At 73.0% G+C, this 20,269-nt stretch carries 17 protein-coding genes; 12 read left to right on the top strand and 5 right to left on the bottom strand.

The window, feature by feature from the left end:
* Positions 1 to 95 precede the first annotated feature (95 nt).
* From ACIGAQ_RS25060 to ACIGAQ_RS25045, 4 genes are all read left to right on the top strand, one after another.
* On the top strand, positions 96 to 965 hold the full coding sequence (locus ACIGAQ_RS25060) for an ABC transporter permease (RefSeq protein ID WP_311682026.1): 870 nt from the start codon (positions 96 to 98) through the stop codon (positions 963 to 965).
* Entirely contained in the window at positions 938 to 1,678 is a 741-nt protein-coding gene (locus ACIGAQ_RS25055; RefSeq protein ID WP_399786282.1) for an ABC transporter ATP-binding protein, read from the top strand. The genes ACIGAQ_RS25060 and ACIGAQ_RS25055 overlap by 28 nt, the downstream gene beginning before the upstream one ends.
* A 90-nt stretch (positions 1,679 to 1,768) precedes the next feature.
* Positions 1,769 to 2,797 carry an ABC transporter substrate-binding protein gene (locus ACIGAQ_RS25050; protein ID WP_399786279.1) on the top strand — a complete coding sequence of 343 codons (1,029 nt, stop codon included), beginning with the start codon at positions 1,769 to 1,771 and terminating at the stop codon, positions 2,795 to 2,797.
* A gap of 39 nt (positions 2,798 to 2,836) precedes the next feature.
* The gene (locus ACIGAQ_RS25045; RefSeq protein WP_399786276.1) at positions 2,837 to 3,913 is read left to right on the top strand and encodes an NAD(P)-binding domain-containing protein; all 1,077 of its coding nucleotides are present in this window, start codon (positions 2,837 to 2,839) and stop codon (positions 3,911 to 3,913) included.
* Between the two features lie 44 nt (positions 3,914 to 3,957).
* Here the strand turns inward: ACIGAQ_RS25045 and mltG are convergent, their stop codons facing one another.
* Together mltG and ACIGAQ_RS25035 are read right to left on the bottom strand one after the other, a co-directional pair.
* Positions 3,958 to 4,800, bottom strand: a complete 843-nt coding sequence (gene mltG, locus ACIGAQ_RS25040) for an endolytic transglycosylase MltG (RefSeq protein ID WP_311682031.1) — start codon at positions 4,798 to 4,800, stop codon at positions 3,958 to 3,960.
* Between the two features lie 43 nt (positions 4,801 to 4,843).
* Entirely contained in the window at positions 4,844 to 6,646 is a 1,803-nt protein-coding gene (locus ACIGAQ_RS25035; RefSeq protein WP_362278808.1) for an ABC transporter ATP-binding protein, read from the bottom strand.
* A gap of 127 nt (positions 6,647 to 6,773) precedes the next feature.
* Here ACIGAQ_RS25035 and ACIGAQ_RS25030 point away from each other — a divergent pair, with 127 nt between their 5' ends.
* Positions 6,774 to 7,223: a MarR family transcriptional regulator gene (locus ACIGAQ_RS25030; RefSeq protein ID WP_311682033.1), complete on the top strand. Its 450-nt coding sequence runs from the start codon at positions 6,774 to 6,776 to the stop codon at positions 7,221 to 7,223.
* Between the two features lie 157 nt (positions 7,224 to 7,380).
* On the opposite strand, the gene ACIGAQ_RS25025 is transcribed toward ACIGAQ_RS25030, so the two are convergent.
* Positions 7,381 to 8,964 (bottom strand): peptide-N4-asparagine amidase, encoded by a 1,584-nt coding sequence (locus ACIGAQ_RS25025; RefSeq protein ID WP_399786272.1) that lies wholly within the window; start codon positions 8,962 to 8,964, stop codon positions 7,381 to 7,383.
* Positions 8,965 to 9,195: 231 nt separating this feature from the next.
* Between ACIGAQ_RS25025 and ACIGAQ_RS25020 the strand changes: the two genes are divergently transcribed.
* From ACIGAQ_RS25020 to ACIGAQ_RS25005, 4 genes are all read left to right on the top strand, one after another.
* Positions 9,196 to 10,998 (top strand): ABC transporter ATP-binding protein, encoded by a 1,803-nt coding sequence (locus tag ACIGAQ_RS25020; RefSeq protein WP_399786269.1) that lies wholly within the window; start codon positions 9,196 to 9,198, stop codon positions 10,996 to 10,998.
* Positions 10,995 to 12,776: an ABC transporter ATP-binding protein gene (locus ACIGAQ_RS25015; RefSeq protein WP_399786266.1), complete on the top strand. Its 1,782-nt coding sequence runs from the start codon at positions 10,995 to 10,997 to the stop codon at positions 12,774 to 12,776. Before ACIGAQ_RS25020 ends, ACIGAQ_RS25015 begins: the two co-directional genes overlap by 4 nt.
* A gap of 192 nt (positions 12,777 to 12,968) precedes the next feature.
* Entirely contained in the window at positions 12,969 to 13,439 is a 471-nt protein-coding gene (locus ACIGAQ_RS25010; protein WP_311682039.1) for a DUF5709 domain-containing protein, read from the top strand.
* Positions 13,440 to 13,510: 71 nt separating this feature from the next.
* The gene (locus ACIGAQ_RS25005) at positions 13,511 to 13,756 is read left to right on the top strand and encodes a type B 50S ribosomal protein L31 (protein WP_311682041.1); all 246 of its coding nucleotides are present in this window, start codon (positions 13,511 to 13,513) and stop codon (positions 13,754 to 13,756) included.
* A gap of 111 nt (positions 13,757 to 13,867) precedes the next feature.
* Here ACIGAQ_RS25005 and ACIGAQ_RS25000 read toward each other — a convergent pair whose 3' ends face one another.
* A complete protein-coding gene (locus ACIGAQ_RS25000; RefSeq protein WP_362278804.1) occupies positions 13,868 to 14,662 on the bottom strand; it encodes a metal-dependent hydrolase in 795 nt (264 codons plus the stop codon).
* 146 nt (positions 14,663 to 14,808) lie between these two features.
* Between ACIGAQ_RS25000 and ACIGAQ_RS24995 the strand changes: the two genes are divergently transcribed.
* From ACIGAQ_RS24995 to ACIGAQ_RS24985, 3 genes are all read left to right on the top strand, one after another.
* Positions 14,809 to 17,322 (top strand): DUF3516 domain-containing protein, encoded by a 2,514-nt coding sequence (locus ACIGAQ_RS24995; protein WP_311682045.1) that lies wholly within the window; start codon positions 14,809 to 14,811, stop codon positions 17,320 to 17,322.
* A 37-nt stretch (positions 17,323 to 17,359) separates the two neighbouring features.
* A complete protein-coding gene (locus tag ACIGAQ_RS24990; RefSeq protein WP_399786261.1) occupies positions 17,360 to 18,232 on the top strand; it encodes an acyl-CoA thioesterase in 873 nt (290 codons plus the stop codon).
* A 115-nt stretch (positions 18,233 to 18,347) separates the two neighbouring features.
* Positions 18,348 to 19,244 carry a DMT family transporter gene (locus tag ACIGAQ_RS24985; RefSeq protein WP_311682316.1) on the top strand — a complete coding sequence of 299 codons (897 nt, stop codon included), beginning with the start codon at positions 18,348 to 18,350 and terminating at the stop codon, positions 19,242 to 19,244.
* 144 nt (positions 19,245 to 19,388) lie between these two features.
* Here ACIGAQ_RS24985 and ACIGAQ_RS24980 read toward each other — a convergent pair whose 3' ends face one another.
* Entirely contained in the window at positions 19,389 to 20,174 is a 786-nt protein-coding gene (locus ACIGAQ_RS24980; protein ID WP_362278803.1) for a DNA-formamidopyrimidine glycosylase family protein, read from the bottom strand.
* Between the last annotated feature and the right edge of the window lie 95 nt (positions 20,175 to 20,269).

Below are 20,269 nucleotides of genomic sequence, written 5' to 3'. Positions count from 1 at the left end.
TGCCCGCCGACCGGTGCTGATCCGGGTCCCGTCGGTGTGCCGCGCCCGTGAGGCGTGCCCTCACCCCGGCCCCCGCTCTCCTCCGTGGAGCCCTCATGAGCATCAGCCATGCCCCGCCGACGCCCTCCGAGCCCGGCGTCTCACCTCCCGATGCCTCCCCTCCCGACCTCCAGCCCCTCGTCCCCGCCTCCTCCCGTCGTGCCCGTGTCCCGCGCTGGCTGCGCCGCGCCAGTGGTCCCGTGCTGCTGGTGGCGCTGTGGCAACTCCTCAGCAGCACCGGCGTGTTGCCCTCGGACGTCCTCGCCTCGCCGGGCCGGATCGCGCGGGTCGCCGGGGACATGGTGGCCGACGGTTCGCTGCCCGCCGCCATGGGCACCTCACTGCAGCGGGTCGCCGCCGGGCTGCTGCTGGGTCTCGTCGTGGGGACCGGACTCGCCCTGCTCTCCGGGCTGTTCCGGATCGGCGAGGACCTCGTGGACGCGCCGCTGCAGATGCTGCGGACCGTGCCCTTCGTGGGTCTCATCCCGCTGTTCATCATCTGGTTCGGCATCGGCGAGGCCCCCAAGGTCGCCATCATCACGCTCGGCGTGACCTTCCCGCTCTACCTCAACGTCTACGCCGGGATCCGGGGCGTGGACGCCCAGCTGATCGAGGCAGGCGAGTCACTGGGACTGTCCCGCCGGGGGCTCGTGCGGCACGTCGTCCTGCCGGGCGCGCTGCCCGGCGCGATGACCGGGCTGCGCTACTCGCTCGGCATCGCCTGGCTCGCGCTGGTCTTCGCCGAGCAGGTGAACGCCGATTCCGGCATCGGGTTCCTCATGGTGCAGGCACGGGACTTCCTGCGGACCGACGTGATCGTGGTCTGCCTCGTCGTCTACGCCTTCCTCGGCCTGCTGGCCGACTTCATCGTCCGCTCCCTCGAAAGGCTGCTGCTGCAATGGCGACCGACGTTCACCGGCCGGTGATCCCGCAGGCGGTCCACGTCCAGGGGCTCACCCGCTCCTTCGACGGACGCGCCGTCATCGACGATCTGCGCCTGGACGTCCGGCCGGGCGAGTTCGTGGCCCTGCTCGGGCGCAGCGGCTGCGGCAAGTCGACGCTGCTGCGCATCCTCGCCGGGCTCGACCGCGAGATCGAGGGCACCGTGCTGGTGCCGCGCCGCAGGGCCGTGGCCTTCCAGTCGCCGCGGCTGATGCCGTGGAAGAAGGTGTGGCGCAACGTCCTGCTCGGCCTGCCGGGCAAGCCCGGGCGCGCCGTCGCCGAGCGGGCCCTGGACGAGGTGGGCCTCGGGCACCGCTCGGACGCCTGGCCCAAGACGCTGTCCGGTGGTGAGGCCCAACGCGCCTCTCTCGCCCGGGCGCTGGTGCGCGAGCCCGATCTGCTGCTGCTGGACGAGCCGTTCGGCGCGCTCGACGCGCTCACCCGGCTCAAGGCGCAGCGGCTGGTGGGCGAACTGTGGCAGCGCCGGGGCTGCGCGGTCCTGCTCGTCACCCATGACGTCGAGGAGGCCGTGCTGCTCGCCGACCGGGTCCTGGTGATGGACGGCGGTGTCATCGCGCACGAGCAGCACGTCGACCTCGACCGGCCCCGCGACCTCACCGACCCGCGTTTCGCCGCACTGCGCGCCGGTCTCCTCGAACGCCTCGGTGTCGAGGGGACCGCCGCGGACGCCGCCTGACCCTCCTCCGCGAACACCCCGTAGGACCCACTCACACGTCTCGCCCGTACGCCCTGCCGTACGGCCCACACGAACGGAACCGGAACCGCCATGCGACGACGCCTCACCCCCGCCGCCCTGCTCCTGCCCCTGGCCCTGCTGCTCACCGCCTGCGGCGGGAACTCGTCCGCCGGCACGTCGGACGGCGGCACCGACGGCCGGGGCCCGGTCACGATCAGCGTCGGTGATCAGAAGGGCGGCTCGGAGGCCATCCTGCGGGCCGCCGGGGAGCTGGAGGACCTCGACTACCGGATCAAGTGGTCGACGTTCACCTCCGGTCCGCCCCTGCTGGAGGCCGTCAACGCGGGGGCCGTCGACATCGGCGGCGTGGGCAACACCCCGCCGGTCTTCGCGGCCGGGGCGGGCTCGAAGATCAAGGTGGTGGCGGCCTGGCACGGCACCTCCAAGGGCGACACCGTCCTCGTCCCGGACGACTCGCCCCTGAAGCGTCCCGAGCAGCTCAAGGGCCGCTCGGTCGCCGTCGCCCAGGGCTCCTCCGCGCACTTCCAGCTGGTGGCGTCCCTGAAGAAGGCCGGGCTGAGGCTGAGCGACGTCGACGTGAAGTACCTCCAGCCGGCCGACGCGCTCGCCGCGTTCACCGCCGGCAAGGTCGACGCGTGGGCGGTGTGGGACCCGTACACCTCGCAGATCCTCAAGGGCGGGCAGGGCCGGGTGCTGACCGACGGCGACGGGGTGACCAACGGGCACACCTTCCAGGTCGCCGCGCCGGCCGCGCTGACGGACGCGCGGAAGGCGGCCGCCGTCGAGGACTACCTGGAGCGGCTGCGGCGCGCCTACACCTGGGTCCACGACCACGAGGAGGAGTGGGCGAGGGTCTGGGCGAAGGAGACCGGGCTCCCCGAGGACGTGGCGCTGGCGGCGGTGAAGCGGACGTACACCACCCGCGTCGCCGTGGCGGTCGACGAGCCGCTGATCGCCTCCGAGCAGGAGATCGCCGACACGTTCACGGCGCTGAAGCTCATCCCGCGCGAGGTCGACTTCGCCGCGTTCACCGACACCCGGTTCAACGGCGACCTGCCGCCGTCGACCACGGCGGCCCGGCCCTCGGAAGGCTCGTAGCGCGGGAAGATCCACGACCGCCGCACGGTTGGTGGAAGTGTGAACAACACACGCGAGGTCGAGGTGGTCGTCGTCGGCGCGGGTCAGGCCGGTCTGGCCGGGGTCTATCACCTGCGGCGGTCCGGTCTCGAGCCGGAGCGCGACTTCGTCGTGCTGGACCACTCCCCCGCGCCCGGTGGCGCCTGGCAGTTCCGCTGGCCGTCGCTGACGTACGGCAAGGTGCACGGGATGCACGCGCTGCCGGGGATGGAGCTCACGGGCGCGGACCCGGCGCGTCCGTCCGCCGAGGTGATCAGCGCGTACTTCGACCGGTACGAGCGGACCTTCGACCTGCGGGTGCGGCGGCCGGTCGACGTCCGGGCGGTACGCGAGGGCACCGGCGGGCGGCTGCGCGTGGAGACTTCGGACGGGGTGTGGTCGACCCGGGCGCTGATCAACGCGACGGGCACCTGGGACCGGCCGTTCTGGCCGCGTTACCCGGGCCAGGAGACGTTCCGGGGACGGCAGCTGCACACCGCGCAGTACCCCGGGCCGGAGGAGTTCGCCGGGCAGCGGGTCGTCGTGGTGGGCGGCGGCGCCTCGGGCACACAGCACCTGCTGGAGATCGCCTCGTACGCCGCGGCCACCACGTGGGTGACGCGCCGCCCGCCCGTCTTCCGGGAAGGGCCGTTCGACGAGAACGCGGGCCGGGCGGCCGTCGCGCTGGTCGAGGAGCGGGTGCGGCAGGGGCTGCCGCCCCGCAGCGTGGTCTCCGTGACGGGGCTGCCGCTGAACGACGCGATCCGGCAGGGCATCGAGGACGGGGTGCTGGACCGGCAGCCGATGTTCGACCGGATCACCCCGGACGGGGTCGCGTGGGACGACGGGCGGCGGGTCGAGGCCGACGTCATCCTGTGGGCCACCGGCTTCCGCCCCGCCATCGACCACCTGGCTCCGCTGCGGCTGCGCGGCCCCGGCGGCGGCATCCGCATGGAGGGGACGCACGCGGCCGCCGATCCCCGTGTCCACCTCGTCGGCTACGGTCCCTCGGCCAGCACGATCGGCGCGAACCGCGCGGGCCGGGCGGCGGTGCGCGACATCCGGCGGCTGCTGGAGCGGGAGCCGGCCGCGGCGTAGGGCGCACCGGCCGCGGCCGGTCCGGAGGTCTGCCGTGCCGCTCCTCAGGGGCGCGCCTCGGCGCTCTTGGCGCGGTGGGCGTTGAACTCCGCGACGTTGCGCGTGTGCTGGCGGTAGTCGGCGGTGAAGCGGGTGTCGCCCGGGCGGACCGTGACGAAGTAGAGCCAGTCGCCCGGGGGCGGGTTGACGGCGGCGCGCACGGCGTCCTCGCCGGGGTTGTCGATCGGGGTGGGCGGCAGACCCATGCGCTGGTAGGAGTTGTAGGGGCTGTCGATCCGGGTGTCGCTCGCGGTGGTGCGCAGGGTGGAGCGGTTCAGGGCGTAGTTGAGGGTGGAGTCCATCTGCAGGGGCATGCCGCGTTCCAGGCGGTTGAAGATCACCCGGGCGACCTTGCCCATGTCGGTGCGGGTGGCGGCCTCCGCCTGGACGATGCTGGCGATGGTGACGGCCTGGTAGACGTTCATGGCGTTGCGCTGCGCGCCGGCGGCGATGGGGGCGCCGTTGAACTTCTCGTTGGCGGTGTCGACCATGAGCCGCAGGAGCTTCTCCGGTTCGGCCTTCTCCGGGAGCGGATAGGTCGCCGGGAAGAGGTACCCCTCCGGGTTGCCCTCGGCGTCGTTCGGCAGTTTCAGCATCGCCTTCGCGACGGACTTCTTCGTGCTGCCGGCGGGCAGGGCGAGGGCCTTGTCGACGGCGGCGTAGACCTGGCTCGCGCGCCAGCCCTCGGGGATCACCAGGGTGGTGGGCCGGCTGTCCTCCTCGGGCGCCAGGGTGAGCAGCGGCACCGCCACGGCGGTACCGACCACGACGGCCCCGGTCACGACGAGGGCGATACGGCCCCGGCGCGTCAGTCGAATCGTGCTCCGTGGCGGAGTGTTCTTCTGCATGCGGGCACGGTAACCCGCATATCGTCACAAACCCGGCATATTTTCATCTTGTCGGCTCCAGTTGGGCGTCCCGGCGTACGAGGGCCGCGTACCGGCCGTCGCGCCGCAGCAGTTCCTCGTGCGTCCCGCGCTCGACGGCCCGGCCCCCGTCGAGGACGACGATCTGGTCGGCGCCGCGGACGGTGGAGAGCCGGTGGGCGATGGTGATCGTGGTGCGGTTCGCCGACAGGGCGTCGATGGCGTCCTGGACGGCGGCCTCGGTGCGGGTGTCCAGCGCGCTGGTGGCCTCGTCGAGGACGAGGACCGGCGGGTCGCGCAGGATCGTGCGGGCGATGGCCAGACGCTGCTTCTCACCGCCGGAGAAGCGGTGGCCGCGCTCGCCGACGACGGTGTCGTACCCGTCGGGCAGGGACGCGATGTGGTCGTGGATCTGTGCGGCCTTCGCTGCCCGGTGCAGTTCCTCGTCGGTGGCGTCGGGCTTGGCGAAGCGCAGGTTGTCGGCGACCGAGGCGTGGAAGAGGTACGTCTCCTGCGAGACGACTCCGACCGCGCGGGCCAGGGTGTCGAAGTCCAGGTCGCGGACGTCGACCCCGTCGAGCGTGACCCGGCCGCCGGTGACGTCGTAGAGCCGGGGCACCAGGTGGCCGAGCGTGGACTTGCCGGCGCCGGTCGGGCCGACGAGGGCGAGGCTGCCGCCCGCCGGGACCGTGAGGTCGATGTCGTCGAGGACCGGGCCGCCCTGGCCGTCGTAGCCGAAGGAGACGTGCTCGAAGGTCACCTCGCCCTTGATCCGGTCGAGGTGGACCGGGTCCGGGCGTTCGGTGATGTCGATCGGCAGGTCGAGGTACTCGAAGATGCGCTGGAAGAGGGCGAGCGAGGTCTGGATCTGCACACCGGTCGACAACAGGCTCACGGCGGGTCGGAACAGGCCCTGCTGGAGCGAGACGAAGGCGACGATCGTGCCGATGGAGACCGCGGGGCCGCCGAACTGGAGCGCCATGCCGGCGGTCCAGTAGATGACGGCGGGCAGCGCGGCCATGACGATCGTGATGACGGCCATGCGCCACCGGCCCGCCATGTTGGACCGCACCTCCAGGTCGACGAGTTCCTCGGACTCGTCGGCGAAGGACTTCGTGAGGGAGTCCGAGCGGCCCATCGTGCGGCCGAGGAGGATGCCGCTGACGGAGAGCGACTCGGTGACGGTGGCGGCCATGGCGGCCATCTGCTTCTGGCGCCGGGTGGTGATCTTCCGGCGTTCGTCGCCGACGCGGCGGCTGATCCACACGAACACCGGGAGCAGCAGCAGCGAGACGACCGTCAGCCGCCAGTCGAGGGCGATCATGGCGACGATCGTGGCGACGACGCTGGTGAGGTTCGAGACCAGGGACGTCGCGGTGGAGGTGACGGTGGCCTGCATGCCGCCGATGTCGTTCGCGATGCGGGACTGCACCTCGCCGGTGCGGGTGCGGGTGAAGAACGCCAGGGACATGCGCTGCAGGCGGCCGTAGACCGCGGTGCGCAGGTCGTGCATGACGCGCTGGCCGACCGTGGTGGAGATGAGGGTCTGCAGCACGCCGAAGACGCTGGTGAGGACGGCGCTGAGGATCATGCCGAGGGCGAGCAGGCTGAGCAGGCCGGTGCGCCCCTCGGGGATGGCGACGTCCAGGATCTCCTTCAGCAGGAAGGGCGTGGCGACCGAGACCAGCGACGCGGCGCCGACCAGCAGGCCGACGATCGCGAGCCGGCCCCGGTAGGGGCGGAACAGCCGCAGGATGCGGCGGACCTGCCGGGGTTGCTCCTCGGCACCGTCGGGTGGGGACCAGGGGGCTTCGCGGTCGGGATGCATGGGCTCCTTCGGGGGCGGTGGGGCCGGGCGGGGCCGCTGCGGGTGCGGCCCCAGGGGCCGGGCGGGTCGGATCGTAGCTCATTGTTACCTATACTCACAATGAACATCATCCTGATATTGTTCCCGCATGACCACGCCCGATTCCGACGGCCTGCTCGCCGAGCAGCTGCTGCGGCTCACCCGCCGGGTGCACCGCATCCAGAAGCGTCATCTGGAGCAGCGCGACCTCGGCATCACCCCGGCCCAGTCCCGGCTGCTGCGCACCCTCGCGCACTGGGGTTCGCCGCCCCGCATGGCCGACCTGGCCGAGCGCCTGGAAGTGGTGCCGCGGGCCGTGACGACGCTGGTCGACGGGCTGGAGGCGGGCGGCAAGGTGCGCCGGGTCCCGGATGCGGCGAACCGCCGGGTGATCCGGATCGAGCTCACGGACGACGGGCGGGCCGCGCTGCGCGAGCTGCGGGCGGCGCGCAGGTCGGCGGCGGAGGAGATCCTCGCGCCGCTGACGCAGGAGCAGCGGGAGTCGCTCGGCGGGCTGCTGGACACCCTGATCGACGGGACGCCGGTGCGCTCCTGCTGACGCCCCGGGGACGCAGCCCGGGCCGTGGCCGCCACTCCGCGCGAGGAGCGGCGGCCACGGCCCGTTTCGCCCGGGACCGGCCGGCGTTCGACCGGGCCGTTCCAGCCAGGTGACCGTGCCTGGGGCGGCCGCCGTCACCGGCCCGGCTCACCTGCCGTCAGCAGCGGTTGCGGTCCTCCGTGACCACCCCCTGCGCGGTGGTCAGCGTGCGGTCGTGGCAGCCGTGCGAGCCGTACAGCCGGTAGCGCTCGCTCGTGGTCCCGACCGCGTGCCGCTGGTCCCGGGGCACGTTCGCCGTGTATGTCGCGTCTCCCGTGTAGGTGTCGTCGAGCCGCGACCAGGCGGTACGCCGACCGCCACGTGTCTCCACGGTCGTGGCGCGGTCGCCGAGGGTCAGGACGGTGCGCAGCCGGTCCCCCGCGCCGAGGGTGGTCGTGCCGTCCATCGTGTACGTGCGGTGTGTGCGCGTGGTGCGTCCGTCCACGGTCACCGTCTCGCTGTCGGTCCACGTGGCGTCGAGGCCGTCCCTGGTCTCGCCGTCGGTCCAGCGGTGCACGGAGGTGTGGGCGAGGGAGCGGCCGACGGTGGTGTGGACACGGCCGTGCGAGGTGTCGACCCAGCCGGCGACGGTGAGGCGGTGGGCGGCGTCGGTGTCCACCCGGTGTTCCGTGCCGGGCGTGTGGACGGAGGAACCGGCCGGGTCGCCCTCCCGGTGCGCGGTGAGCTTCCCGGTGACCCGCGCGCGCCGCTCGTCCTGCCAGACGAGGACGTTCACCGGGGTGCTCCAGCCGGGCTGCCCCTCGGGCACGCCGGTCACCGAGACCTCGACGCGGTGCGGCCGGCCGTCGTTGAGGAGCCCGGCGAACGGGGTGAGGTCGTAGGTGATCGGCTTGATGTCGAAGGCGCGCGGGCCGGGGACGACGTACCAGAGGAACGGGTTGGACCAGCCGCCGGTCCACACGGTCGGGAACGGCGTGGCGATGCCCGCGAGCCGGCCGTCGACACGGATCTGCACCTCGCGGTAGGGGCCGCCGGCGGCCTTGCAGGAGTAGGGCGCCGGGTCGGGCACGGTCAGGTACCAGTACTCCTCGCAGCCGCCGCCGGAACCGGTCGCGTACACCTCGGCGACGACGCGCTCGCTGTTGCGCGGGGTGGTGAGGGTGGTGCCCTCGTCGAGGGTGAGGACCCGGTCGGGCAGCGCGGGGTCGGGGCGGCCCGGGTGGAAGGTCAGCGTGACCTCGACGTCGAGCACGCCGGTGTAGGTGTCGTCGACGACGTTCCCGATGAGCATCTCGACGTCCTGGACGTCGCGGAGGGTGTCGGCGTAGCGGGTGACGTCCTTCTCCACCGACCACGCGATGCCGTCGGGCGAGGGCTGCGGGGTCGAGGTGCGGAAGATCTCGACACCGCCCACGTGGAGGTAGCCGAGCCGGTCGTACTGACGCCCCTTCACCCGGCCGTCGAGCCGCAGCACCACCTTGCTCCAGCGGTCTCCGCAGTCCTCGGGCGGGGCGTACGTGCCGCGGTAGGGGGTGAAGTCGCGGAACTGCGCCCGCGCGAGGGTGACGTCGCAGGACTTCCCGGACGGCCTCTCGACGGGCGGGGCGGCCGTGACGGGGTCGTGCCAGTCGGTGCCGAACTCGGCGGGGACGTCGGCCGCGTGGGCGGGACCGGTCCCGAGGAGGGTGCTCGCCAGGAGAGTCGCCCCGGCAAGCATGGACATGACGATCCGTCTCTTCATGGGCGGTGTTCTACGGGGAGTCCGCCGCCCGCGCAATGCGCACCGGCCCCCCGGGGCGGCCCTGTTCCCGTCCGTGTCGGCCGGTTCCGTTCGGTGAGCGGAAAACCTGTTGCCTCCGACCACGTGCCGAAGCGAACCTGTCACGGTTTGCTGCCCTCGGCCCGCCCCGCCGTGGCCGCCCTCCTGTCCGCTCCCCCTCCCCCATCCCCTGACACGAGCCACTGGGACGTCATGCAGATTCAAGACCTTCCGTATCCCGACCCGGGCGTGCCCGACGCGCGTTCGGGGCCCCGATTCCTGTGGTGGCTCTTCCGCAATCAGCTGGGCGGTCAGCTCAAGTCGCTCGCCTGGGGGCTGCTGCACTTCGCCTCCGTCGCCGCCCTGCCGTTCTGCGTCGGTGTCGCCGTGCAGGCCGTCGTCGACCGTTCCGGCTCGCGACTGGCCCTGGCGGGCGGACTGCTGGCGCTGGCCTGCGTCGGCAACGCGGTCGGCGACACCTTCCTGCACCGCACCGCCATCACCAACTGGATCACCGCGGCCGCCCGCGTCCAGCAGCTCCTCGCCCGCAAGGCCGCCCGGTTGGGTTCGGCGCTCACCCGGCGCGTCGCCGCCGGTGAGGTCGTCGCCGTGTCCACGGGCGACGTGGAGAAGATCGGCTGGTTCGTCGAGGCCCTGTCCCGGTTCACCGCGGCCCTCGTCACCATCGTGCTGGTCTGCGCCGGCCTGCTCGTCTACCAGCCGGCGCTCGGCGTGGTCGTCGCCGTGGGCCTGCCCGCGCTGGCGCTCGCCGTGCTGCCGCTGCTGCCCCGCGCCACCCGGCGCGCCGACGTGCAGCGCGAGAAGGCCGGACGCGCCACCGAACTCGCCTCGGACACCGTCGCCGGTCTGCGCGTGCTGCGCGGCATCGGCGGGGAGGAACTGTTCCTCGACCGCTACCGCAGCGCCTCCCAGGAGGTCCGCCACGCGGCCGTGCGCAGCGCCCGGATGTGGTCCCTGATCTCCGCGATCCAGGTGCTGCTGCCGGGGCTGCTGCTGATCGCCGTCGTCTGGCACGGCGTGGGGCTGGCCCGCGAGGGCCGGATCACCGTCGGCGAACTGGTCACCGTCTACAGCTCGGTGATGGTCCTCACCTATCCCCTGCGGCACTTCGAGGAGATCGCGATGGCGTACTCCTTCTCGCGGCCCTCCGCGAAGCGGGCCGCGGGCGTGCTGTCGCTGGAGCGGGCCACGGACACCGCCGGATCGCGCGCCGCCGAGGTTCCCTCGGGCGATCTGTACGACCCGCGGACCGGACTGCTCGCGCAGGCCGGCCTGATGACCGCCGTGGTCTGCGGCGACCCGGACGCGGCGGGCCGGCTGGCCGAACGGCTGGGCGGGCACCCGTCGCAGGAGAGCGTGTCGGTGCTGCTCGGCGGAGTGCCGCTGGACGACCTCCCGCTGGACAGCGCCCGTACGGCCGTCCTCGTCCAGGACAAGGACCCGGTGCTGCTGTCGGGCACGCTGCGCGAGCTGCTGGACGTGCCCGCCTCGGGCGGCGTCTCACCCGAGGCCGCGCTGGCGGCCGCGCAGTGCGACGACGTGCTGGCGGCGCTGGTGCAGGGCTCGCTGGACGCGGCCGACCCCATGGACACGCGGATCACCGAACGCGGCCGGTCCCTGTCCGGCGGCCAGCGGCAGCGGCTCGCGCTCGCCCGGTCGCTGATCACCGACCCGGAGGTGCTCGTCCTGGACGAGCCGACCTCGGCCGTCGACTCGCACACCGAGGCGCGGATCGCCCAGAGCGTACGGGAGTTGCGTGCCGGGCGCACGACCGTGGTGTTCACCTCCTCCCCGCTGCTGCTGGACCGCGCCGACCGGGTGGCGTTCCTGCACGAGGACGAGGTCGTGGCGGTGGGCGCCCACCGGGAGCTGGTGCACACCGAGCCCCGCTACCGGGCCGTGGTCACCCGCGAGACGGACGACGAGGTGCTGGACGGCTCCGTCGCCCTGACGGACGTACTGCAGGAACTGGAAGAGATCGAGGAGAAGGCATGATCGGCGTCGCGCCCCCGGCGTACGACCCGGCGGCCCCGACGACGGCGAGCACCCTGCCCGTCGGTGCTCCGGCGACCGTCCGCGCGTACGTGACCGAGCTGCTGCGGCGGCACCGCCGGGCGTTCCTGCTGCTGATCGCCGTCAACACGGCGGCCGTCATCGCCTCGATGGCCGGTCCGTGGCTGCTGGGCGGGCTCGTGGAGCGGGTGTCCGACGGGACCGCCGAACTGCGGCTGGAGCTCACCGCCGGGCTGTTCGTCGTGGCGCTGGCCGTGCAGGCGGTGTTCGTCCGTCAGGTGCGGCTGCGCGGCGCGATGCTGGGCGAGCGGATGCTGGCCGACCTGCGCGAGGACTTCCTCGTCCGGTCGGTCGGGCTGCCGCCGGGCGTGCTGGAACGCGCCGGGACGGGCGACCTGCTGTCCCGCATCACCACGGACATCGACCGGCTGGCCAACGCGATGCGCGAGGCCGTGCCGCAGCTGTCGATCGGCGTGGTGTGGGTGGTCCTGCTGATGGGCGGACTGGTCGTCACGGCACCGCCGCTGGCGCTCGCCGTGCTGCTCGCGCTGCCCCTGCTGATCGTCGGCTGCCGCTGGTACTTCCGGCGGGCACCGGCCGCCTACCGCTCGGAGGCCGCCGGATACGCCGCGGTGGCCGCCGCGCTCGCCGAGACCGTGGACGCGGGCCGGACCGTGGAGGCCCACCGCCTGGGCGAGCGCCGGGTCGCGCTGTCCGAGCAGCGGATCCGGGAGTGGACGGCCTGGGAGCGCTACACGCTCTGGCTGCGGTCGGTGCTCTTCCCGGTCATCAACGTCACCCACGTGACCGTGCTCGCCTCGGTGCTGCTGATCGGCGGTGTGTTCGCGCTGCACGGCTGGATCGACGTGGGCCAGCTCACCACCGGCGCGCTGATCGCGCAGATGCTGGTCGACCCGGTCGGCATGATCCTGCGCTGGTACGACGAGTTGCAGGTGGCGCAGGTGTCGCTGGCCCGGCTCGTCGGGGTCCGGGACATCGAGCCGGAGGCCGGGGACGCCGCGGTGGTGCCCGAGGGACGCCACGTGCGCGCGGACCGGGTCCACTTCGGCTACCTGGAGGGCGTGGACGTCCTGCGCAAGGTGTCCCTGGAGGTCACGCCCGGCACCCGGCTGGCCCTGGTCGGCCCCTCCGGCGCGGGCAAGTCCACGCTGGGCCGGCTGCTCGCCGGGATCTACGCGCCGCGGGACGGCCGGATCACGCTGGGCGACGCCGAGCTGTCCCGGATGCCCGCCGAGCGGGTCCGCGCGCACGTGGCCCTGGTCAACCAGGAGCACCACGTCTTCGTCGGCTCCCTGCGCGACAACCTGCGGCTCGCCCGGACCGGCGCGGTCGACGCCGAACTGTGGGCGGCGCTGGGCGCGGTCGACGCGGACGGCTGGGCCCGCGCCCTCGACGACGGCCTGGACACCGAGGTCGGCTCGGGCGGCCTGGCGCTCACCCCGGCGCAGGCCCAGCAGATCGCCCTGGCCCGCCTGGTGCTGGCCGACCCGCACACGCTGGTCCTCGACGAGGCGACCTCTCTGCTCGACCCGCGCGCCGCCCGCCACCTGGAGCGCTCCCTGGCCCGGGTCCTCGACGGCCGCACGGTGATCGCCATCGCGCACCGGCTGCACACCGCGCACGACGCCGACGTCATCGCGGTCGTCGAGAGCGGGCGGATCAGCGAGCTGGGCAGCCACGAGGAGCTGGTCGCGGCGGACGGGGCGTACGCGGCCCTGTGGCGGTCCTGGCACGGCTGAGCGGCCGGCGGCGGGGGCGGACTCCGGCGGGACCGTGGCGTTGCGCGGTCCCGAGGCTCGGTGGAAGGCTGGAAGCAGGCACCGGCTCGGGGAACGCCCAGGGCCCGGTCCCGGGCGGCGCCGGTGCCGTGCGGCGGCGGCCCGGCGCGGGCCACGGTGAGACGGGCCCGTCCCGACCCCCTGGAGGTACCCGTGAACAGCTCCGACGGCTGGGGAGACGACGTCTACCAGCCGGATCAAGACGAGCAGAGGGAGGACACGGGGCTGCTCGACGCCGAGGACACGCTGGAGTACGACGGTGTCGACGATCCCCTGGACCGGGGCTGGTCACCGCCGGAGCGGCCGTGGGCCGTCGAGCACCTCGGGGTGACGGCGGCCGAGCGGCAGCGGGGCGAGACGCTGGACCAGCGGCTCGCCGAGGAGCTGCCGGACGCCGTCGCCCCGGACGGCGACGGTCTCGGGGACTGCGCGGGCAGCGACGGGGAACTCCTGGACAACGAGGTCGGCGCCGCCCGCTCCGGCCGCCTCGTCGCCCCCGACGAGGGCGCCCACGAGGACGAGGAGGCCGCGCTGGTCGCCACGGACGTGGGGATCGACGGCGCCGCGGCCTCGGCCGAGGAGGCGGCCGTCCACATCGTCGACGAGGACGCCCTGCCCGGTTGATCACCCCCGATGGCACCGATCGATCGCACCGGCCGATCGCAGAACGGACCCGAGCCGCCCGAGGAGCACCCATGCAGCAGGACAAGCACCCCGACTACCACCCCGTCGTCTTCCGCGACCGCGCCGCCGGGTACGCCTTCCTCACCCGGTCCACCGCGACCAGCGACCAGACCATCGAGTGGGACGACGGCGAGACCTACCCGGTCGTGGACGTGGAGATCTCCTCGGAGAGCCACCCCTTCTACACGGGCAAGGCCCGCACGGTGGACACGGAGGGCCGGGTCGCGGCCTTCGAACGGCGCTACGGCAGCGGCTGAGCCCCTCGGGTGGCCCGCCCGGCAGCGTCCAGGGCAGCGACTGAGCCCTGCAAGGAGCCCGCCCGGCAGCGCTACGGCAGCGGCCGAGCCCCGGCGGGAGCCGCCCGGCGGTCAGATCACGTTGAGCGCCGCCGCGCAGCCCACCCCGCCGAGCAGCATGAACGCCGGCATCAGCACGCGGAGCTCGACCCAGCTGCCCGCCCGGAACCGCATGAACTTCGGCGGCCCCACGGGGTACCAGCGCTTGCGCCCCACGGGAATGGGCCACAGGATCGGGCAGCCGGAGACGGTCAGCGCGTCCCCGATGTCGTGCACGATCGCGCCCAGCACGACCGGCAGCCCCAGCCACAGGTACTCCTGGCCCGGCGCCGTGAACAGCCAGTCCGCGCCGTTGCCCGGCTTGTCCAGCATGCCCGCCAGGATCCACGCCGTGGTCGCGGCCAGGAGCCACACCAGGACGTCGGCGCTGGAGCCGCGGGTCGCCCGCCACAGCAGGCCCTCGATGGCCAGGACCAGATGCACGAAGAGGATCGCGAGCACGCCCCAGCGGTCGCTGGTGAGCGCCACGACCGAGGTGCCCGCGCCGATCAGGACCGCCCACAGCCAGGTGTGCGTGAGCGTGCGGTGCCCGCCGGAGCGGCGCGGGTCGCCCTGCTTCTTCGTGGCCTTGTAGACGGCGTACGACAGCTTGTCGACGATCTCGCACAGCCAGCGCGACAGCGGCCCGAAGGACCGGGAGATGGTGGCCGCCTTGTGGTCCAGGTCCGGGGCGAGGGCGGCTCCGGCGCAGATCAGGGCGCCGACGAGGAGGACCGGCCAGGGCATCGGCTGCCCGGCGGCGGCCGCGGCCGCACCGACGCCGAGCCAGGCGGCGGCGCCCGACAGTGAGTGTGCTGGTCCCATCATGGCCGTTGCCCGCCCCTATTCCTCGTGTGCCGCTGTCCAGTTGACCGGGAGCGCTGACGCGTCGTCGGCGCCCCAGCGTAGCGTCGGTGATCTTCGGGGCGGCAGCCGATTCCCGCATCGGGGACCGGGCCAGGCAAGATGGGGGCGTGACCCTCATCGATCAGCTGCCGCGGACCGCCGACCCCGACGCCCTGTACGAAGCCTTCGAGTCGTGGGCCGGCGAGCGGGGGCTCACGCTCTATCCCCACCAGGAGGAGGCGCTGATCGAGGTGGTCTCCGGCGCGAACGTGATCGTGTCGACGCCCACCGGCTCCGGCAAGAGCATGATCGCGGCGGGTGCGCACTTCGCGGCCCTGGCCCGCGACGAGGTCACCTTCTACACGGCTCCGATCAAGGCGCTGGTGTCGGAGAAGTTCTTCGAGCTGTGCAAGATCTTCGGCACGGAGAACGTGGGCATGCTCACCGGCGACGCCTCGGTCAACGCCGACGCCCCGGTCATCTGCTGCACCGCCGAGGTCCTGGCGTCGATCGCGCTGCGCGACGGCAAGGACGCGGACGTCGGCCAGGTCGTGATGGACGAGTTCCACTTCTACGCCGAGGGCGACCGCGGTTGGGCCTGGCAGATCCCGATCCTGGAGCTGCCGCAGGCGCAGTTCGTGCTGATGTCGGCGACGCTCGGCGACGTCTCCTTCTTCGAGAAGGACCTCACCCGCCGCACCGGCCGCCCCACGGCGGTGGTCCGCTCGGCCACCCGCCCGGTGCCGCTGTCCTACGAGTACCGCTTCACGCCGCTCACCGAGACGCTCACCGACCTGCTCCAGGCCCGGCAGGCGCCCGTGTACATCGTGCACTTCACGCAGGCCCAGGCCGTGGAGCGGGCGCAGGCGCTGATGAGCATCAACATGTGCTCGAAGGAGGAGAAGGAGCAGATCGCCGACCTGATCGGCAACTTCCGCTTCACCACCAAGTTCGGCCGCAACCTGTCCCGTTACGTCCGGCACGGCATCGGCGTCCACCACGCCGGCATGCTGCCCAAGTACCGCCGCCTGGTGGAGAAACTCGCGCAGGCCGGTCTGCTGAAGGTCATCTGCGGCACGGACACGCTCGGCGTCGGCGTCAACGTCCCCATCCGCACGGTGCTGTTCACGGCCCTCACCAAGTACGACGGCACGCGCGTGCGCACCCTGCGGGCCCGGGAGTTCCACCAGATCGCGGGCCGCGCCGGCCGGGCCGGCTTCGACACGGAGGGCTTCGTCGTCGCGCAGGCCCCCGAGCACGTCGTGGAGAACGAGAAGGCCCTCGCCAAGGCCGGCGACGACCCCAAGAAGCGCCGCAAGGTCGTCCGCAAGAAGGCACCGGAGGGGTTCGTCGCCTGGTCGGAGCAGACCTTCGAGAAGCTCATCGCCTCGGAACCGGAGCCGCTGACCTCCCGGTTCCGGGTGACGCACACGATGCTGCTGTCGGTGATCGCCCGCCCCGGCAACGCCTTCGACGCGATGCGCCGGCTGCTGGAGGACAACCACGAGCCGCGCAAGCAGCAGCTGCGGCACATCCGCCGGGCCATCGCCATCTACCGCTCGCTGCTCGACGGCGGCATCGTCGAGAAGCTCGACGAGCCGGACCCCACCGGCCGCATCGTCCGCCTCACGGTCGACCTCCAGCAGGACTTCGCCCTCAACCAGCCCCTGTCCACGTTCGCGCTCGCCGCGTTCGAGCTGCTCGACCCCGAGTCGCCGTCGTACGCGCTCGACATGGTGTCCGTGGTTGAGTCGACGCTGGACGACCCGCGGCAGATCCTCGCCGCCCAGCAGAACAAGGCGCGCGGCGAGGCCGTCGCCCAGATGAAGGCCGACGGCGTCGAGTACGAGGAGCGCATGGAGCGCCTCCAGGACATCACGTACCCGAAGCCCCTGGAGGAGCTGCTCTTCCACGCATACAACACGTATCGCAAGAGCCACCCCTGGGTCGGTGACCACCCGCTGTCGCCGAAGTCGGTCATCCGTGACATGTACGAACGTGCCCTGTCCTTCACGGAGTTGGTGTCCCACTACGAGCTGGCCCGCACCGAGGGCATCGTGCTGCGCTACCTGGCCAGCGCCTACAAGGCCCTCGACCACACCGTCCCGGACGACCTGAAGTCCGAGGATCTGCAGGACCTGATCGAGTGGCTGGGCGAGATGGTGCGCCAGGTCGACTCCAGTCTGCTGGACGAGTGGGAGCAGCTGGCCAACCCGGAGGAGATGACCGCCGAGGAGGCCCAGGAGAAGGCCGACGAGGTCAAGCCGGTCACCGCCAACGCGCGCGCCTTCCGCGTCCTGGTCCGCAACGCCATGTTCCGCCGCGTCGAACTGGCCGCCCTGGACCAGGTCGAGGAGCTGGGCGAGATGGACGGGGAGTCCGGCTGGGACGCCGACGCCTGGGGCGAGGCGATGGACAAGTACTGGGACGAGTACGACGACCTCGGCACCGGCCCCGACGCACGCGGCCCGAAGCTGCTGCTCATCGAGGAGGAGCCGCGGAACGGGCTGTGGCGGGTCCGGCAGATCTTCCACGACCCGAACGGCGACCACGACTGGGGCATCAGCGCGGAGATCGACCTCGCCGCCTCGGACGCGGAGGGCCGCGCGGTCGTGCGCGTCACCGACGTCGGCCAGCTGTGACCGGCCGGGCAGCAGCGAGCACAGGAGCATCTCACCCATGACGACGAACCCGGCCGAAAGGCTCGTCGACCTGCTCGACCTGGAGCAGATCGAGGTCGACATCTTCCGTGGCCGCAGCCCGCAGGAGTCCCTGCAGCGGGTCTTCGGCGGGCAGGTGGCGGGCCAGGCCCTGGTCGCCGCCGGCCGCACCACCGAGGGCGACCGACCCGTGCACTCGCTGCACGCCTACTTCCTGCGTCCCGGCCGCCCGGGCGTGCCGATCGTCTACCAGGTGGAGCACGTGCGCGACGGGCGCTCCTTCACCACCCGGCGGGTCACGGCCGTCCAGCAGGGCCGCACGATCTTCAACCTCACCGCCTCCTTCCACAAGCCGGAGGACGGCGGCTTCGAGCACCAGCTGCTGCCGGCCCGGGAGGTACCCGACCCCGAGTCGCTGCCCACCGTCACGGACGAGATCCGCGAGCACCTGGGCACCCTGCCCGAGCAGCTGGAGCGGATGGCCCGCCGCCAGCCCTTCGACATCCGCTACGTGGACCGGCTGCGCTGGACCGCCGAGCAGGTCCAGGACGCCGAACCGCGCAGCGCCGTGTGGATGCGTGCCGTCGGGCCGCTCGGCGACGACCCGCTCGTGCACACCTGCGCCCTCACCTACGCCAGCGACATGACCCTGCTGGACGCCGTCCGCATCCCGGTCGAGCCGCTGTGGGGGCCGCGGGGCTTCGACATGGCCTCCCTCGACCACGCGATGTGGTTCCACCGCCCGTTCCGGGCGGACGACTGGCTGCTGTACGACCAGGAGTCCCCCATCGCGGTCGGCGGCCGGGGTCTGGCGCGCGGCCGGATCTACGACCGCGACGGCCGGCTGGTGGTGTCGGTCGTGCAGGAAGGGCTCTTCCGGAAGCTGGGCTGACGCGGGCGTGGTCCGGCCGGGTGGCTCCGATCGCGCCCGGGTCCCGATCCGGCGACCATGGCAGGAGGCGGCCTTCGTCCGTGTCACGCGCCCGCCGATCCGGGAGGTGACCACGCTGCACACCGTGCTCCCCGTGCTGTTCGCGGTCTGCGCGGCCCTCAGCAACGCCGTCGCGACGGTGCTGCAGCGCAAGGCGGCGCTGTCCGTGCCGCGCTCCGAGGGCCTGCGCGCCGGACTGATGCTCGATCTGCTGCGCCGGCCGGTCTGGCTGGCCGGCATCCTCGCGGTGATCGGCGCCGCGGTCTGCCAGGCGCTGGCGCTGGCGACCGGCCCTCTGACGATCGTGCAGCCGCTGTTCGTGCTGGAGCTTCCCCTCACTCTGGTCGTCGCCTCTCTGCTGATGCACCGGCGGCTGCCGCGCTCGGGCTGGCTGGCCGTGACGGTGGTGGTGGCGGGGCTGGCCGTCGCGCTCGCCGCCGCCTCTCCCTCCGGCGACCGCACCCATGTGGAGCTGGGCCGCTGGATCCCCGCGCTCGCCGTGTGCGCGGGCGCCGTCGTGGGTCTCGCCCTCGCGGCCCTCAAACGCCCGGAGGGCCGTGCCCGGGCGGCCTGCCTGGGTGCCGCGACGGCGATCAGTTACGCGGTGACCGCGGCCCTGATGAAGGCGGCCACCCACATCCTGGACGAGCAGGGGCTCGTGGCCTTCCTCACCACCTGGCAGACGTACGCGTTCGCCGCGACCGGCGTGTGCGCCCTGTTCCTGCTGGAGAACGCCATGCAGGCCGGTCCCCTGGTGGCCTCGCAGCCCGCGCTCACCCTCGGCGACGCCCTGGTGAGCCTCGCCCTCGGCATCCTGCTGTACGAGGAGACGGTCCGCTCCGGGTGGTGGCTGCTGCCCCAGCTGTTCGGTGTCGCGCTGATCGCCGCGGGGGTGTTCGCCCTGGCGCGGATCCCCCTCACCCAGTCGCTGGTGGCGCCGGACGAGGAACGGCGGACGGTGGACGCGCCCTGAGCGGCGGGCGGTGGACGCATCCTGAGTGACGGGCAGTGGGGCCTCCTTAGCGGCGGGCAGTGGGGCGTCCTGAGCGGCGGACGGTGGATGTGTCCTGGCCGGTGGGCCGCCGGCCGGAGCCCGGACAGTGACAGTGGGCGGGGGTCAGGCGGCCGGCTGGCACCGGGGGCACCACACCGTGCCGCGGCCCGCCATCCGGGTGCGGCGCAGTGCGGTGCCGCAGCGCGGGCACCGCGGGTCGTGGTCGTCGCGCCGGCCGGTGAGCCACGAGTCGCGCGGCGGGACACGGCCCGCCGAGACGGAAGTGCGCAGGGTGCGGCGCATCTCCCCGTACAGGCGTCGGCGGTCGGCCTCGGTGAGGTCGCGCGCCGGACGGTCGGGACGCAGGCGGGCTCGCCACAGGATCTCGTCGGCGAGGAGGTTGCCGAGGCCGGCCAGGACGGACTGGTCGGTGAGCGCCGTCTTGAGGTGCCCGCGCCGGGCCGCGAGCAGGGTCTCGAACTCCGTCCTGTCCACCGCCAGCGCGTCGGGACCCTGCCGGCCGAGCAGCCGGTCCACGTCGGAGTCGTCGTGAGCGAGCCAGAGGCCCTGAAGCTTGCGCTGGTCACGGAAACGGAGCCGGCGGCCACCGCCCAGTGTGAACAGCACACGGTCGTAGGCCTCGACCGGGTCCTCGGTGCGGGCGCAGACCAGGCTGCCGGTCATGCCGAAGTGCAGGACGAGGGTGGGGCCGCCGGTGCGGGCGAGCAGCCACTTGCCGTGCCTCCGGGGTGTGCCGAACCGCCGCCCCACCAGCGCGTCGCGCAGACCCCGGGCATCGATCCCGTGCAGGACGCCCGGGTCGCGTACGTCCACGTGCCGGATCATCCGGCCGCTCGCGCAGGACTCCAGCACCAACCGGAAGCCCTCGACATCAGGCAGTTCGGGCATGGCCTGCCCCCTTCCTCCGGCCTCCGGCCCGCGACGAGCGGCGGCAGGCGGCGGGAGGCCGGTGATCTCCGCCGCCGGCGGGCCGTGCGCCCACC

The sequence above is a fragment of the Streptomyces sp. NPDC085932 genome (assembly GCF_044540525.1).
Lineage (GTDB): Bacteria > Actinomycetota > Actinomycetes > Streptomycetales > Streptomycetaceae > Streptomyces > Streptomyces levis.
This window is presented reverse-complemented; position numbering and strand designations above follow the sequence as displayed.